The following is a 15,593-nucleotide window of genomic DNA, read 5'->3' as shown; positions in this document are numbered from 1 at the left end:
CCACCCAGTGCGGTAGTAGCGGTACGGAAGGACGGTTCCCGTGACGGAGGCAGAAGAGCTCCCCCAAGCACCCGAAGAGGCACGGACGGTCTTCGGTGAGTTCTTCCCGGAGGCGGTCCGGTATGCGGAGCTGCTCGCGGACGCGGGAGTGAAGCGTGGCCTGATCGGTCCCCGAGAGGTCCCGCGACTGTGGGAGCGGCACCTGTTGAACTGTGCGGTGCTCTCCGAGGTCGTGCCCGAGGGTGTCACGGTCTGCGACGTCGGCTCGGGCGCCGGGCTGCCCGGTATCCCGCTGGCACTGGTGCGTCCCGATCTGAAGATCACCCTCCTGGAGCCGCTTCTCCGGCGGACGAACTTCCTCCAGGAGGTCGTCGAGCTGCTGGGTCTGGACCATGTGACCGTGGTCCGAGGCCGTGCCGAGGAGGTCCTCGGCACGCTGACCCCCGTCCATGTCGTCACCGCTCGGGCGGTGGCGCCCCTGGACCGGCTGGCCGGCTGGGGTGTGCCGCTGCTGCGCCCGTACGGGGAGATGCTGGCGCTGAAGGGCGACACAGCCGAGGAAGAGATCCAGGGGGCCCGCGCCGCACTCAGCAAGCTGGGTGTCGTGGGTACCTCGGTGCTTCATGTCGGTGAGGGCATCGTCGATCCCACGTCGACGGTGGTGCGGGTCGAGGTCGGGGAGAGTCCGGGCGGTGTGAGGTTCGCCGCCAAGCGCGCCAAGGCCGCCCGCCCGTCCCGTCGGCGACGCTGACGCTGGTTGTTCCTCATACGTACGCATTTCGGAGTGTCGTGAGGTTCTGACCTTGTGGCGCGTGCATCGTGTTTCACGTGAAACGTCGCTCACTGCTGCAGGGAATCATCAGCCGTGGCCGCGCGGCTGCGACGCCGCGCGACCGTAGGACCGTGAGGGTTACGGAGATGTCCACAGTGGTGGATTCATCCACAGAACGACGGGCCTCGCTGGTTCACGACCCCGAAAGCATGGCAGGCTCTGCTCATCGCGAGCCTGAAGCCGAGGAGAGTGAATCCTTGCGGTCCGACGCCAACATCGCGGGACCGATGACCGATCCGGTCCCCGGTCCCCGAGCCGAATCGGTGGGGGAGGATGTTTCACGTGAAACACCGCCTCCGATGGACGACACCCCTATTGGCCGTGCTGCCCAACTGGCGGTAGAGGCTCTGGGCCGTGCCGGTGAGGGTCTTCCGCGACCTGAGCAGACACGGGTCATGGTCGTGGCCAACCAGAAGGGCGGGGTGGGCAAGACGACCACGACGGTCAACCTTGCCGCCTCCCTGGCGCTGCATGGTGCGCGCGTTCTGGTGATCGACCTCGACCCTCAGGGCAATGCCTCCACGGCACTCGGCATCGATCACCATGCCGAGGTTCCTTCGATCTATGACGTCCTGGTGGAGAGCAAGCCGCTCTCCGATGTGGTCCAGCCGGTCCCGGACGTCGAAGGTCTCTTCTGCGCCCCCGCCACCATCGATCTCGCCGGTGCGGAGATCGAGCTGGTGTCGCTGGTGGCGCGGGAGAGTCGACTGCAGCGGGCCATCCAGGCGTACGAGCAGCCCTTGGACTACATCCTCATCGACTGCCCACCGTCGCTGGGTCTGCTGACCGTCAACGCGATGGTGGCGGGTGCCGAGGTGCTGATCCCCATTCAGTGCGAGTACTACGCGCTGGAGGGCCTGGGTCAGCTGCTGCGGAACGTCGAGCTGGTCCGCGGGCACCTCAATCCCACGCTCCATGTGTCGACGATCCTGCTCACCATGTACGACGGTCGTACGAGGCTCGCGTCCCAGGTGGCCGACGAGGTGCGCAGCCACTTCGGTGAAGAAGTGCTGCGCACCAGCATCCCGAGGTCCGTGCGCATCTCGGAGGCGCCGAGCTACGGACAGACGGTACTCACCTACGATCCGGGTTCCAGCGGATCCCTGTCGTACCTGGAGGCCGCCCGGGAGATCGCATGGCGCGGGGTCGGGATCCACTACGACGCCCAGCACTCCCACACGGGAAGCCAGCACACCCAGCACAGCATGTCGGAGGGGAATCAGTGAGCGAGCGACGTAGAGGGCTGGGGCGCGGCCTCGAAGCCCTGATTCCAGCTGCTCCCCAGGAGCGGCACGTACCTTCCATCGTGCCGGGTTCCGCCTCACCCGGGGCGATTCCGTCCCTGGCCATGGACCGGGGCGTGGCAGCGGCCAAGCTGGCGACGCTGGCGCAGAAGCCGTCCTCCGCGGAGGCGGGCCTGCCGGAAGGGGAGCCCGAGCCGGCGGCGGAGACCAGGTCGCCCGCCGTCGCCCACTTCGCCGAGCTTCCGCTCGACTTCATCACGCCCAATCCCCGTCAGCCGCGTGAGGTCTTCGACGAGGACGCGCTGGCCGAGCTCGTCACCTCGATCAAGGAAGTCGGGCTGCTGCAGCCGGTCGTCGTACGACAGCTCGGCCCGGAGCGGTATGAGCTCATCATGGGCGAGCGCCGGTGGAGGGCCTGCCGTGAAGCCGGTCTGGAGCGCATTCCCGCGATTGTCCGTGCCACGGACGACGAGAAGCTTCTGCTGGACGCTCTCCTGGAGAACCTGCACCGGGCTCAGCTGAACCCCTTGGAGGAGGCAGCGGCCTACGACCAGCTGCTCAAGGACTTCAACTGCACCCATGACCAGCTGGCCGACCGGATCGGACGCTCGCGCCCTCAAGTCTCCAATACGCTGCGGCTGCTCCGTCTCTCGCCGCCGGTCCAGCGCAGGGTTGCCGCCGGAGTGCTTTCGGCGGGACATGCCCGGGCGCTGCTGTCGGTGGATGATGCAGAGGCCCAGGACAAGCTGGCCTACCGGATCGTGGCCGAGGGGCTCTCCGTACGAGCGGTCGAGGAGATCGTCACGCTGATGGGCTCGGAGCCCAGCACCGCGGCGAAGGTGAAGGGGCCGCGAGCCGGTGCCAGGGTTTCACCGGCCCTCACCGATTTGGCCTCTCGGCTCTCGGATCGTTTCGAGACACGTGTGAAGGTCGACCTCGGGCAGAAGAAGGGCAAGATCGTCGTCGAGTTCGCTTCGATGGAGGACCTGGAGCGGATCCTCGGCACTCTCGCCCCGGGCGAGGGACGTGTCCTGGAGCAGGGGCTCTCCCAGCAGGACGCGCAAGACGCATAGGAGTGCCGCGAGGGCTGAGCCTCTTTCCACGCGGTGGGCAGGGCGGTCCGTGTTCCGGTGTTCACCGGAACACGGACCGCCCTTTGGCCTTTTCCCGTATGCGAGTCATCACCCGATCGATACGATGCGTTGTGGTATGCGCATCCATCTGTCCTATCTGATCGAGGGAGAGCCGGCCCATGCGAGAGGTGACCCGCAACCAATGGGTGACAGCAGGACTGGGACTCGGTGCGGTCGGAGGGTTCATCGGCAGCCTGCTCCGGGAAAGGAGTGCGCTGACAGCCGCCCTCGGGGCGGCAGACGACGGAAGTGAGGAACAGCCTTCATGGGGCGTCGGCTCGTACCGCTCACGCTGGACAACCTTCCGGACCTTCCCCAGCGGTGCCGCTCGTGTGTCTTCTGGGAACTTGATCCGGTCAGCGGAGAAGCCGCGGTAAAAGCGGGCACACCCGACCTGGAGAAAGAGGCGTGGATCTCGGCCGTTCTCCTGGACTGGGGGTCCTGCGGCCGCGTCGTCTATGTGGATGACGTGCCTGTGGGGTTCGTCCTCTACGCACCGCCCGCTTATGTGCCCCGGTCGACAGCGTTTCCGACGAGCCCTGTGTCCCCCGATGCCGTGCAGCTGATCACCGCGCTGATCATGCCCGGATACCAGGGGCAGGGGCTCGGCCGGGTCATGGTCCAGACCGTGGCCAAGGACCTGCTGCGCCGGGGGTTCAAGGCGATCGAGGCGTTCGGTGACGCTCGCTGGAAGGAGCCGGCTTGTGTGCTGCCGGCCGACCATCTGCTCTCCGTGGGCTTCAAGACGGTTCGCCCGCATCCCGTCCACCCTCGGCTGAGGCTGGAACTACGGACGACGCTCTCCTGGAAGGAGGACGTCGAGCTGGCCCTCGACCGGCTGCTGGGGGCTGTGCAGAAGGAGCCGGCACTGCGCCCGCTCTAGGGAGTGTCTTCACCATGGCGCCGTCTGCCCGGAGGGCGGCCGGACGGGATGGTGAAGACAGGACCCAGCGCCGACAACACGAATGGCCCACCCCGCGCGGGATGGGCCATTCGTGTTTCACGTGAAACAGCGGCGTCAGGCCTTGGCAGCCTCGTCGCCGATGAAGGCCTCCAGGTCGCGGACGATCGCGGCCTTCGGCTTGGCGCCGACGATGGTCTTGGCGACCTCGCCGTTCTGGTAGACGTTCAGCGTCGGAATGGACATGACGCCGTACTTCGCCGCCGTGGCCGGGTTCTCGTCGATGTTGAGCTTGACGATCTCGATCTGGTCGCCGTGCTCAGCGGCGATCGCCTCCAGCGACGGAGCGATCTGACGGCAGGGCCCGCACCAGGCCGCCCAGAAGTCCACCAGGACGGGCTTGTCGCTCTTGAGGACGTCCTCTTCGAAGGAGTCGTCGGTCACGTTCTTCAGGGCGCCGGCCACGGCGGCCTCCTTGACTTTTTCGGGGTGTGGGGTGGGGATGGGGTGGGTCAGACCGCGGGGGTCTTCTCCGGCTCAGCGGTCTTCTCGGTGTCGGCCAGAGCGGCGAGGAAGCGCTCGGCGTCCAGCGCGGCGGAGCAGCCCGTACCGGCAGCGGTGATCGCCTGGCGGTAGGTGTGGTCCACCACGTCGCCGGCGCCGAAGACACCGGTCAGGTTGGTGCGCGTGGAGGGCGCGTCCACCTTCAGGTAGCCCTCGTCGTCCAGGTCCAGCTGCCCCTTGAAGAGCTCGGTACGCGGGTCATGGCCCACAGCGATGAAGAGCCCGGTCACCGGGAGTTCCGACGTCTCGCCGGTCTTGGTGTTGCGCAGGGTGAGGCTCGAAAGCTTCTGCTCGCCGTGGATCTCGGCGACCTCGCTGTCCCAAGCGAACTTGATCTTCGGGTCGGCGAAGGCGCGCTCCTGCATGGCCTTGGAGGCACGCAGGGTGTCCCGGCGGTGGACGATGGTGACGGACTTGGCGAAACGGGAGAGGAAGGTCGCCTCCTCCATCGCGGTGTCGCCGCCGCCCACGACGACGATGTCCTGGTCCTTGAAGAAGAAGCCGTCGCAGGTGGCGCACCACGAGACGCCCCGGCCGGACAGCGCGTCCTCGTTCGGCAGGCCCAGCTTGCGGTGCTGAGAGCCGGTGGTGACGATCACGGCCTTCGCGCGGTGCACATTGCCGGCCGTATCGGTCACGGTCTTGATCTCGCCCGTCAGGTCGGCGTCGACGACGTCGTCCGGGACGAGCTCGGCTCCGAAGCGCTCCGCCTGGGCCCGCATGTTGTCCATCAGGTCGGGGCCCATGATTCCGTCGCGGAAGCCCGGGAAATTCTCCACGTCGGTCGTGTTCATCAGTGCGCCACCGGCGGTGACGGCACCTTCGAAGACGAGCGGCTTCAGCGATGCGCGCGCTGTGTAGAGCGCTGCCGTATAACCGGCGGGCCCGGAGCCGATGATGATCACGTTACGGACGTCGCTCACGGGTTTCTTCCTCGTCTCTGCAGACTGCCTACTGCCTACGGGGCCGGGTCATGGACTCTCACCCCACCCAACGGATCCTACGGGGCGTGCATTCCCGAGTCGTCCGAGCAGCGCTGAGGCGTCTGTCAGGGGCGGGGATAGGGGTGCGTCAGCAAAACGTCACCCTTGGCTGCCTTCGCCGAGGTGACGCAGGACGCGTCGACGACATAGGCCTCGACCTGCCTGGCATCCGTGGGATGCGGGAGGACCACGAGATAGGCCTTCCGCCCCTCGTATTCACCCATCTCTGCGGCCAGGGGAGGCTCGCTGCGACCGGTGCCCTCCTGGACGCAGGGCGGTACCTGCACGCTCTCTGAGAGCTTCGGGGTGTGGGGGCTCGTCTGAGCCTCCAGGGGGCCCTTTTCCGTCCGGGGGGAGCGGGGAGTCGCTCCGGCCGCCAGCAGTGTCTTCACGTGGCTCTGCACAGAGGTGCCTGAGAACGCGGCCATTCCGGAGGAGCTGGCCGGCGCATCAGCCGCCCCCTTCAGCGCCTGTCCGGAGGGCTGCGTCGTCTGCATCAGCAGGACGCTCACACCCACGGCGGCGGCGCCGAAGACAGCACCGAGGACGGCGTTGCGACGGCGGTGTCGTGTCGGCCTGCTCCGGCCGGGACCGGTGGCCGCGCGAGGACGGCCCGCCGGACGGTCCGCGTGGACAGGCTCCGGGTGTGCCGGATGCGCCGCGGCGGAGGCCGGGACTGTTTCACGTGAAACATGCTCCGCGGGAACGGGGGCGCTGGCGTTCAGCAGCGCCTCGGCGGCGAGAGCGGCATCGATGCGGCCTGCGATGTCGGCCGGCATACGCGCGGGACCGGGGAGGGTGCCCAGTAGCCCGCGGATCTCCTCCAGGGAGGTGCGCACATCGGCGCACAGAGGACAGCCCTCCAGATGGCTGCGCACATCGGCCGCGCGGGACGGGGACAGAAGCCCCTCCGCAAGTTCCGAGATCTCCGAAACGTCCGGGTGCTGAGTCGTGTCGGTTGTGGATGTCACGCGCGCCCACCTCCGCCCTTCACAGCAGCAGGATCACTCGGTCCTGCGTTCCTTGGTCCCGACGCCGGTGGGACGGATGTCCCTGGCGTCCGGTTCCTTCCCCGGTCGAGGTCGTCGCTATCCACGGTGTCACCGCGCAGATGAGTGAGCATCGGCAGCAGCCGGGCCCGGCCGCGTGCGCACCGGCTTTTGATCGTTCCGGTCGGCACGTCGAGCACCCGTGCCGCCTCCGCCACGGGGTAGCCCTGCATGTCGACCAGCACCAGTGCGGCCCGCTGGTCGGCGGGAAGCTTCGCCAGGGCGGCCAGCAGCTCCCGGTGGAGATCCTGGCGCTCCGCAGGTGCCTCGGCCGACTCATGCGGTTCGAGGAGCTGCTCCAGCCGTTCGGTGTCGTCGACCGGTGACGTCTTGCGGGACGCCGCTTTCCGGGCCCGGTCGAGGCAGGCGTTGACGGTGATGCGGTGCAGCCAGGTCGTGACGGCCGACTGGCCCCGGAAGGTATGGGCGGCGCGGAACGCCGAGACGAGCGCGTCCTGGACGGCGTCAGCGGCCTCCTCGCGGTCCCCCAGCGTCCGCAGGGCGACAGCCCAGAGCCGGTCGCGATGGCGGCGTACGAGCTCACCGAAGGCGTCCGGGTCGCCGGCCACATGGCGGGCCAGGAGTTCCTGGTCGCTCATGCCGCCCAGTTCGGCATCGTCCAACGGTGAGCCCCCTCCCCTGTGCCGTCAGCTTGTGATCTTGATGTCCGTGACCTTGCCGCGCCAGTACCCGTCGCCGCCGGACGGCAGGTTCGTCAGCCAGACCAGAACGTACCGCGTGGTGACCGGCTTGGCGGGCTTGAGCGTCACCTTCGAACCGGATCCGGAAGCGACTTCGCTGAAACCGTCGATCCCGCTCGGAGCGGAGGTGTCGTCTGCTGCCGCCGTCCTGAGCTCCACGGACGTCTCGCCCCTGAAGGTGACGTCGACCGTGCCGACCGGCTGCGCCTTGCCGAGGTCCAGAACGATCCCGACACCCGGCTTGAGACCGCCGAGGTCGGCGCGAAGATAGCCGTCCGTCTGCCAGTACGAGCTCGTGTCGTCGTCGTAGGCGTTCTTTATCTCCTGGGGCTTCTCGGCACCGTCCCTGCCGAGGGGATCGAAGTCGTGCGCGTCGACGATCGCGATCGGCTTGCCCGAGAGATCCGGCTTCTTCTCCTTGCTGGGTACGGTCTGGGTGGTTCCGGGGTCCGCGGTCGCGGTCTCCTTGTCGAGCAGCTTGTCCGCGACCTGCCAGCTGCCGAGGCCCAGCGCCGCGATGAGCAGCGCCGAGACGGCCCACTTGAGCGCCTTGCCGGTGCGGCTCTCCAGCGGAGCGGGCGGGGCCATCATCTGCTGGGTGGGCGCCGCGTGGGGACGCGGCTGCGAGCGTCCGTAGGAACCCTGCTGGTAGGTGGTGCGCTGATACTCGGCCGGGGCCGGGAAAACGGGCTCCGGGGGCCGGATACGCGGCATGGCCGCGACGGCCTTGGCCAGCTCGTCGGGGGTGGTGCAGGCGGGCTCCTGGCGGGAGGCCGTCGCACCGTCGTTGGCGAGCGCGCGCATGGCGATCTCCGACAGCCCCCGGTGCACGCCCGCCCGCACCTGGTCGGGAGCGATCAGCCCGACGTCCTTGGGCAGCCCGGACAGACCGTGCGCGTCGTTCTCGTACGGCCAGCGTTGGGTCAGCGCCGCGTACAGAAGGGCGCCGATCGCCTCCGTGTCGGTGCGCTGCGGGCGCTCGGCGGTGATGCCCCGCAGGGCGGCGTTCACGGCGAGCCCGCGAATCCGGTACTGCCCCGTGGAGCTGCGCAGGACCGCACTCGGGGTGAGCCGAAGATGGGCGAGTCCCTCGCGATGGGCGGCCGCCATGGCCTGTGAGACCTGGCTGACCAACTGGTAGGCGTCGTGCGGCTCCATGGGGCCCGCCGCCAGCAGCGCCGTCAGTTCGGTCGCGTCCGGCAGCCACTCATGGACGACGTAGACGAGGTCGTTCTCCTCGACTGCGTCGAGGACCTGTACGAAGCGGGGGTCGCCGAGCAGTGCCGACGACCGCGCGGCGGCGAGCACCGAGCGAGCCCTCGGGTGGTCGGCCGGCAGCAGATGAACGCCTACCGCACGACGCAGCTTCTCGTCGACGGCACGCCAACTGCTGAAACCGTCCAGACGGGTGACGCACTCCTCGAGCCGGTAGCGTCTGGCCAGCTTGTGGCCACTGTGCAGTTCGGGCGTCGTGATGACGGGCTGCTCGCTGCTCCGCCCTTCGCCATCGTTGTCCTGGGCGGACTCGTCCGCCGCCCCGTGCGCTTCCGCCACCCCGTCGTTCGCGGCCTTGTCCGCCTTGGCGGCCAGCGGATCGTCACCGCTGTTGTCGGCCACGTCGACGGCGGCCGTGCTACGTTCCGCCACCGTCGTTCCTGCCTCCCCATCCGTTGCGCCACTTCCAACAGCCATGCCAATTGTGCCCACAGTCCGCCGCCATGCACGACACGCGGTGGCCGACGATGGTTGTGCGGGGACGCTCACGTTCTATCGGCCGAGACGGCCGCGGACCATGCCGACCATGGCGTTGAGCTCCTCGATACGCATCTTCTTCGCCGCGAGGTAGAAAACACCGAGCAGGACGAAACCACCGGCGACCAGTGCCACGAGTGACCCGAAGGCATCCTCGCCCAGTGTCTTGAGGATGCCGAAGGCGGCTGCCCCGCCGACGATCGCGGCCGGTAGGGATGCCATGGACAGCCGCGCGTAGGTGCGCACGACGTGGGACCCGTCCAGGTCGCCGCCCAGCCGGTTGCGGAGCCTGCGCCAGGCGACGCCCACACCGACGGCGTAGGCGAGGCCGTAGGCGGCCGCCATGCCGACGACGGCCCACTGGGCCGGGAGCACGTAGTAGCAGGCGGCGGAGGCGGCGGCGTTGACGGCGGCCACGATGACCGTGTTGTAGAAGGGCGTCCGGGTGTCCTCGTACGCGTAGAAGCCCCGCAGGACCACGTACTGCACCGAGTAGGGAATCAGGCCGAGGCCGAACGCCATCAGGATGAAGCCCATGCTCCGGGCGGCCTCGGTGCCGCTGGACGCGTAGAGCAGGGTGCACATCGGGACGCCGAGCGCCAGGAAGGTGAACGAGACGGGCACGATCGCGACGGCCGAGTTCCGCAGGCCCTGCGAGATGTCGTCACGCACGGCGCCGGGGTCGTTGTCGTGCGCGGAGCGCGAGATGCGGGGCAGGAGCGCGGCCATGACCGAGACGGTGATGATCGCCTGCGGCATGCCCCAGATGAGCTGGGCGTTGGTGTAGGCGAGGAAACCCGTGCCGTCCTTGCCCGAGGCGGCACCGGCGGCCGTGGCGAGCTGGGTGACGACGACGACACCCGCCTGGTTGGCGAGGACGAACAGGACGGTCCACTTGGCGAGTTTGACCGTCTTGCCGAGGCCGTGGCCCTTCCAGTCGAAGCGGGGACGGAAGCGGAATCCCGCCTCGCGCAGGTACGGGATCATCGCCAGCGCCTGGACGACCAGACCGAGCAGCGTGCCGACGCCCAGCAGCCGGACACCCTCGTCCGGGATGGTCCGTACTCCCATCTCGGACTGCGCCGACGAGCCGTAGACCCAGATGAACAGTCCGAACGTGGCGATCACGACGATGTTGTTGAGGACCGGAGTCCACATCATCGCGCCGAACTTGCCCCGGGCGTTGAGGATCTGTCCCATCACCACGTGCACGCCCATGAAGAAGATGGTGGGCAGGCAGAAGCGGGCGAACGTGACGGCGACGCTGTTCGCGGCCGTGTCGTCGGCGATGGTGGGCGACAAGGCGTGGATGAGCATGGGTGCCGCGAACACGGCGATGGCGACGATCGTGCCGAGCGCGACCATGACGAGCGTGAGCAGGCGGTTGGCGTAGGCCTCGCCACCGTCCTCGTCGTTCTTCATCGAGCGGACGAGCTGCGGGACGAAGACGGAGTTGAGTCCACCGCCGACGGTGAGGATGTAGATCATCGTCGGCAGCGTGCTGGCGACGATGTAGGTGTCACCGAGCAGCGCGGCCCCCAGGGCGCCGGTGATCACGAGACTGCGCACGAAGCCGGTGAGGCGGGACACCAGCGTGCCTGCCGCCATCAGCGCGCTCGACTTCAGCAGGCCCGAGGCACGACCGCCGGACTTCTTCGGGGCGGCGGCGGGCGCCGCGGGTTCGGGCTCCGGGGCGGGAGTCAGTCCCTGGCCCTGCTGGTCGCGGTAGAGGTGGGCGAACGCGTCCGGCTCGGGCCGCTCCTCGCCGGCGTGGGTGACCAGCTCGTCGACACCGGTGAACTGAACGGTCCTGGCGTCGTCACCGTATGGGAGGTGGCGGGACGGGCCGTCGGGTTCGGGCGGCGGCGTCTGGGCCCACAGGCGCGGGTCGGGAGCGTGGTGAGGCGTGGCGGGCTGCTGGTAGAGCGGCTGGGGTTCCTGGTAGGTGCCGGGTGGGGGCGGCGGGTGCGCGGCACGGTCGTAGAGGGCCTCGGCCACCGGGTCCTGTGCCGACAGGTCCTGGGCACGGTACGGGTCGTACTCGTACGCGTCCTGGACGTAGGGGTCCGGGGCAGGCGGGGGCGCGGGCGCGGGTACCTGGCCCGTGACCGGGGGCGTACCGCCGGAGGGCGCGGCGGTGCCGCCCGCGCCCTGGCCGCGGTCACCGTCGTACGACGCGTTCATGGTTTACCCCACCTCATCGTCCCCGGCCGACCGGCCACGACATCGCTCAACGGTCCACTTTCTCACCCGGGCCGGACGGGTCGGTGCTTTGCGCTCCGGTGTCCGGTGTCGGGTCACTCGGCTGCCCGGGATCCTGACTCCCGGCGGTCGGCCCGCGCCCGGCGCGCTCCTCATCGGACTCATCGGCCGTGGTTCGCTCCGAGGAGGCCTCATCCGATGCCGGCTCGTCCTCGGGAGACCCGTCCGGTGCCGGCCGGCCCGCCTCGTCCTCGGGAGACCCGTCCCGTGCTGCCTCGTCCGCCGTCGACCCGTCCGCGGCGTTCCCGGCGTCCGTTTCCGCCTGGGCGGCCGCGTCACGGGCCGCGGCCCGCTTGCGGTGGGTGTACATCCTGATGCCCGCCAGTACGAGGAGCAGCACGCCGCCGGCGATCACCAGCATCACGGTGGGGGTGATCTCGGAGACCTTCACCGTGAAGCTCATGGGCTTGCCGTACGGCTTGCCGTCCTCCGTGTACAGCTGCGCCGTCATGGGGACCGGGCCGTTGGCGTTGGCGGAGGCCGTGAACTTCACCGACTGGCTGTGACCGCCGTCGATCCGTACCGGCTGCTGCGCGACGACGGAGTCGCCGTTGAGCTTCAGACGGGTCGGTTTCGTGGAGGTCAGCCGCAGCACCAGGTGATCGACACCCTGCAGCAGCCGGTTCTGCACGGTCACCGGAATGGTGGCGCTGCGGCCGGAGAGCGTCAGATCGGACTTGTCGATCAGCTGGACCTCGGCGGTCAGGCTCTTCAGGTACTGGAAGACGCCTGCCCGGTACACCTGGGCAGGCTCCGGGTGGCCGCGCCAGGACGTGGACATCTCCCGGTTGATCGCGTTGCCGAACGGAGTCACGACCCGGTACGCGGCGGTGAGGATGACCTTGAAGTTGTCCAGCGTGTCCTGGGTCGTCTTCATCTCCTGGAACGCCTGGACGGGCAGTTCCTGCCGACGCAGCTGCTGCGGGTACCGGGCGGTGCTGGGTACCCGGGTCGTGGCGCGGGGGTCGGGCTTGGCGGCGGCTGCCGCCACCAGGTCGCTGGGCTGCGTCCACCGCTGGGCCGCCAGGCCGCGCAGCGCGCCCGCCATGGTCTGCGCCTGGGAGACGGTGGGCATCCGCTGCGGGGCGACGACGATGCTTCGCTGCTTGCCCGGCTGCTGCTGGGTCACGGTGAGCGTGTGGGCGAGGAAGCGCTGGACAGCGAGTGTGGAGTCACCCGCGTGCGTCATGTCGCCCGCGAAGGCCTTGGACAGGAAGGCGTCCGAGACGACGGCCGTCGTGCCGCCACCGATGGGGCGGGCGGCAGTCGGGCTGTAGGACAGGTCGTCGTGCAGGCTGTCGCTGCGGGCGATCACCTTGTCCGCTCCGGCCGAGGTGGCGACATCGACGATCGACGGGTCGAGCGCGCCTTCCACGGGCCAGGCGAAATCGACGGACGGCTTGACGTGGAGGATCGTCTCCACCGTGGTCTCCGCGACCTCGGTGGCCGGCTGGAGGTGGCTGAGGGACCCGGAGACGTCCTTGCCGCGGTGGGCGAGCGACGCCAGGTCGGGGTCCCCGTACGGCAGGGCGACGATCTTGTGTCCCTGGACCGCCTTGTCCAGGGCGCTGAGCCACTGCTTCGCGACGGCCTGGTTCTTGCCCGCGACCGTGGCCGTCCCGTCCTTGACCTGGTAGCTACGGGTCATCGCGTCGACGGTCGCCAGCAGGTCGGGATCGATCACCCAGGTGACGGGCAGCTCGGCGCCGAGCGAGACGAGCTGCTCCAGTCGGCCACCGGGAGCCAGCTCGGCTGCCAGCGCCTCGTTGTCGAGGACCGGGGTCTGCTGGTCGTCCGACCCGGTCTGGGCCGACATGTGGGGCGAGGAGATCAGCGGCCAGAGATAGGTGAACTGGGTCTTCTTCTCGGCTGCGTCCGGCTGCCAGGGCAGGAAGGTCCGCTCGATGCCCAGCACCCGGTCGGACGTATCGCCGGGCGTCCGCCCGGACAGGGAGACGCCGAGCTGATAGACGCCTTCCTCGTCGAGGCCCAGCTTGTCGACCGGTACAGCCAGGCTGAAGTCCTGGCTCCCCCCGGCGGCGAGCCGGGGGATCTTGAAGGTGTAGGTACCGCCGACCGGCGTCCCGTCCCCGTCCTGCGTGAAGGCGCCGCGCTTGGACACCGCCTCGATGGCGCCCCGGCTGGAGACGGACGGACCGACGCGCAGATCCACCTGACCCTGGCTGACGGTCTCCTTGCCCTCATTCGTGACCGTGCCGCTGACGGTGAGTGTGTCGCCCTTGACGGGGGCGCTGGGCGTGAGCGTGTCGAGAGACACATCGACTCCGCGGGCCCCGGCACGGCTCTCGGCGGCGGATGCGGAGGGCGCGGCGGGTCCGCAGAGCAGACCCGCCAGAAGCGGCACACCCGTGATCACGGAGGCTGTGCGCCGCAGCCATCGGCGGGCGGGAGAGGGACTCCTGCCCTGGAATTCTGCCGCCTCGGCCACGCGCTCGCCCGTCCCTCGTCGTCTGTTGCCGTTGGTCGCTGTCGGTTTCTGCGTCCACGCATGGTAACGAGGCTTGTCGGGGCTGAGTGCTGCGGAGTGCTCCACATGATCGGCGGAGCGGGCGGGCCCGCCGGAAACCGGGGCGCCCGCGGGGGCGGCGGCACGTACCCTTTTCTGTTGTGCCGAACGCCAACGAAGACAACCCCACCGCACTGAGCCAGGTGCAACGCCGCGCGGTCAGCGAACTGCTGCGGGTGTCCCCTGTCGCCGACGACCTCGCCCGCCGTTTCCAGGAGGCCGGATTCAGCCTCGCGCTGGTCGGCGGCTCGGTACGGGACGCACTGCTCGGCAGGCTCGGCAACGACCTGGACTTCACCACCGATGCCCGCCCCGAGGACGTTCTGAAGATCGTCCGGCCCTGGGCGGACTCCGTGTGGGAGGTGGGGATCGCCTTCGGAACGGTCGGCTGCCAGAAGAGCGGCTACCAGATCGAGGTCACCACGTACCGCTCGGAGGCGTACGACCGCACCTCGCGCAAGCCCGAGGTGTCCTACGGCGACTCCATCGAGGAAGACCTCGTCCGTAGGGACTTCACCGTGAACGCGATGGCGGTCGCACTTCCGGCCAAGGAGTTCATCGACCCGCACGGTGGCCTTGAGGACCTCGCGGCACGCGTCCTGCGGACTCCCGGAACACCTGAGGAGTCCTTCTCCGATGATCCGCTGCGCATGATGCGTGCGGCCCGCTTCGCGGCCCAGCTCGACTTCGAGGTGGCCCCCGAGGTGGTGACGGCCCTGAAGGAGATGGCCGAGCGGATCGACATCGTCTCTGCCGAGCGGGTGCGTGACGAGTTGAACAAGCTCCTCCTCTCCGCCAACCCGCGCAAGGGCCTGGGACTGCTGGCGGAGAGCGGTCTCGCCGCACGGATGCTGCCCGAGCTGCCCGCCCTGCGCCTGGAGAGCGACGAGCACCACCGGCACAAGGATGTGTACGAGCACTCACTGACCGTGCTGGAACAGGCCATCGACCTCGAAGAGGACGGCCCTGATCTCGTCCTGCGACTGGCGGCGCTCCTGCATGACATCGGCAAGCCGCGCACCCGTCGCTTCGAGCAGGACGGCCGGGTCTCCTTCCACCACCACGAGGTGGTGGGAGCGAAGATGACCAAGAAGCGCATGACCGCGCTGAAGTACTCCAACGAAATGATCAAGGACGTGTCCCGCCTGGTGGAGCTGCATCTGCGCTTCCACGGCTACGGCACCGGAGAGTGGACCGATTCCGCGGTGCGTCGCTATGTGCGCGACGCGGGTCCGCTGCTCTCCCGGCTGCACAAGCTGACACGGTCCGACTGCACCACCCGTAACAAGCGCAAGGCATCCGCGCTCTCCCGCGCCTATGACGGCCTGGAGGAGCGCATCGCACAGCTCCAGGACCAGGAGGAGCTGGACGCGATCCGTCCTGACCTGGATGGCAACCAGATCCAGGAGATCTTGGGAATTCGCCCGGGGCCGGCTGTGGGACAGGCGTACAAGTTCCTGTTGGAGCTGCGGCTGGAGAACGGGCCGATGGGGCACGACGAGGCCGTCGCCGCGCTCAAGGAGTGGTGGGCGGCGCAGAGCTGATCCCGAAGCTGCCGGTCGTGAGCTGATCGTTCGGCAGGGCCGATAGCGAAGCCGCCGTTGTGTTTCACGTGAAACACAACGGCGGGAGCGGGTGGCCCGGA

General features: G+C 68.9%; 12 protein-coding genes. 5 read left to right on the top strand and 7 right to left on the bottom strand.

The window, feature by feature from the left end:
* The first annotated feature begins 40 nt into the window (after window positions 1-40).
* From rsmG to PUR26_RS18245, 4 genes are all read left to right on the top strand, one after another.
* On the top strand, window positions 41-751 hold the full coding sequence (gene rsmG / locus PUR26_RS18260; protein WP_329873451.1) for a 16S rRNA (guanine(527)-N(7))-methyltransferase RsmG: 711 nt from the start codon (window positions 41-43) through the stop codon (window positions 749-751).
* Between the two features lie 230 nt (window positions 752-981).
* Window positions 982-2,058, top strand: a complete 1,077-nt coding sequence (locus tag PUR26_RS18255) for an AAA family ATPase (protein ID WP_329873524.1) — start codon at window positions 982-984, stop codon at window positions 2,056-2,058.
* Entirely contained in the window at window positions 2,055-3,149 is a 1,095-nt protein-coding gene (locus tag PUR26_RS18250) for a ParB/RepB/Spo0J family partition protein (protein WP_329873450.1), read from the top strand. Before PUR26_RS18255 ends, PUR26_RS18250 begins: the two co-directional genes overlap by 4 nt.
* A 325-nt stretch (window positions 3,150-3,474) precedes the next feature.
* On the top strand, window positions 3,475-4,092 hold the full coding sequence (locus PUR26_RS18245) for a GNAT family N-acetyltransferase (RefSeq protein ID WP_329873449.1): 618 nt from the start codon (window positions 3,475-3,477) through the stop codon (window positions 4,090-4,092).
* Between the two features lie 135 nt (window positions 4,093-4,227).
* On the opposite strand, the gene trxA is transcribed toward PUR26_RS18245, so the two are convergent.
* From trxA to PUR26_RS18210, 7 genes are all read right to left on the bottom strand, one after another.
* A complete protein-coding gene (gene trxA / locus PUR26_RS18240) occupies window positions 4,228-4,575 on the bottom strand; it encodes a thioredoxin (RefSeq protein ID WP_329873448.1) in 348 nt (115 codons plus the stop codon).
* Between the two features lie 47 nt (window positions 4,576-4,622).
* Window positions 4,623-5,597 carry a thioredoxin-disulfide reductase gene (gene trxB, locus PUR26_RS18235; RefSeq protein WP_329873447.1) on the bottom strand — a complete coding sequence of 325 codons (975 nt, stop codon included), beginning with the start codon at window positions 5,595-5,597 and terminating at the stop codon, window positions 4,623-4,625.
* A gap of 125 nt (window positions 5,598-5,722) precedes the next feature.
* Window positions 5,723-6,628 (bottom strand): anti-sigma factor family protein, encoded by a 906-nt coding sequence (locus PUR26_RS18230; protein WP_329873446.1) that lies wholly within the window; start codon window positions 6,626-6,628, stop codon window positions 5,723-5,725.
* A complete protein-coding gene (gene sigM / locus PUR26_RS18225) occupies window positions 6,625-7,329 on the bottom strand; it encodes an RNA polymerase sigma factor SigM (protein WP_329873445.1) in 705 nt (234 codons plus the stop codon). Before sigM ends, PUR26_RS18230 begins: the two co-directional genes overlap by 4 nt.
* Window positions 7,330-7,353: 24 nt before the next feature.
* Window positions 7,354-9,054, bottom strand: a complete 1,701-nt coding sequence (locus tag PUR26_RS18220; RefSeq protein ID WP_329873444.1) for a protein kinase family protein — start codon at window positions 9,052-9,054, stop codon at window positions 7,354-7,356.
* 120 nt (window positions 9,055-9,174) lie between these two features.
* On the bottom strand, window positions 9,175-11,343 hold the full coding sequence (murJ, locus tag PUR26_RS18215) for a murein biosynthesis integral membrane protein MurJ (protein ID WP_329873443.1): 2,169 nt from the start codon (window positions 11,341-11,343) through the stop codon (window positions 9,175-9,177).
* A gap of 46 nt (window positions 11,344-11,389) precedes the next feature.
* Window positions 11,390-13,870, bottom strand: coding sequence for a DUF6049 family protein (locus PUR26_RS18210; RefSeq protein WP_329873442.1), 2,481 nt, complete (start codon window positions 13,868-13,870; stop codon window positions 11,390-11,392).
* A gap of 179 nt (window positions 13,871-14,049) precedes the next feature.
* Between PUR26_RS18210 and PUR26_RS18205 the strand changes: the two genes are divergently transcribed.
* A complete protein-coding gene (locus PUR26_RS18205) occupies window positions 14,050-15,492 on the top strand; it encodes a CCA tRNA nucleotidyltransferase (RefSeq protein WP_329873441.1) in 1,443 nt (480 codons plus the stop codon).
* Window positions 15,493-15,593 lie beyond the last annotated feature (101 nt).

The organism is Streptomyces sp. SP18CS02, from assembly GCF_036322365.1.
Classification (GTDB): domain Bacteria; phylum Actinomycetota; class Actinomycetes; order Streptomycetales; family Streptomycetaceae; genus Streptomyces.
The sequence above is the reverse complement of the archived record's forward strand: the minus strand, read 5'-3'. Positions and strand labels throughout refer to the sequence as shown.

What these genes read in the sequence shown, in the direction of transcription:
- PUR26_RS18255 (WP_329873524.1), top strand. Translation starts at nt 982, where the DNA reads ATGGCAGGCTCTGCTCATCGCGAGCCTGAAGCCGAGGAGAGTGAATCC.
- PUR26_RS18245 (WP_329873449.1), top strand. Translation starts at nt 3,475, where the DNA reads ATGGGGCGTCGGCTCGTACCGCTCACGCTGGACAACCTTCCGGACCTT.
- murJ (WP_329873443.1), bottom strand. Translation starts at nt 11,343, where the DNA reads ATGAACGCGTCGTACGACGGTGACCGCGGCCAGGGCGCGGGCGGCACC.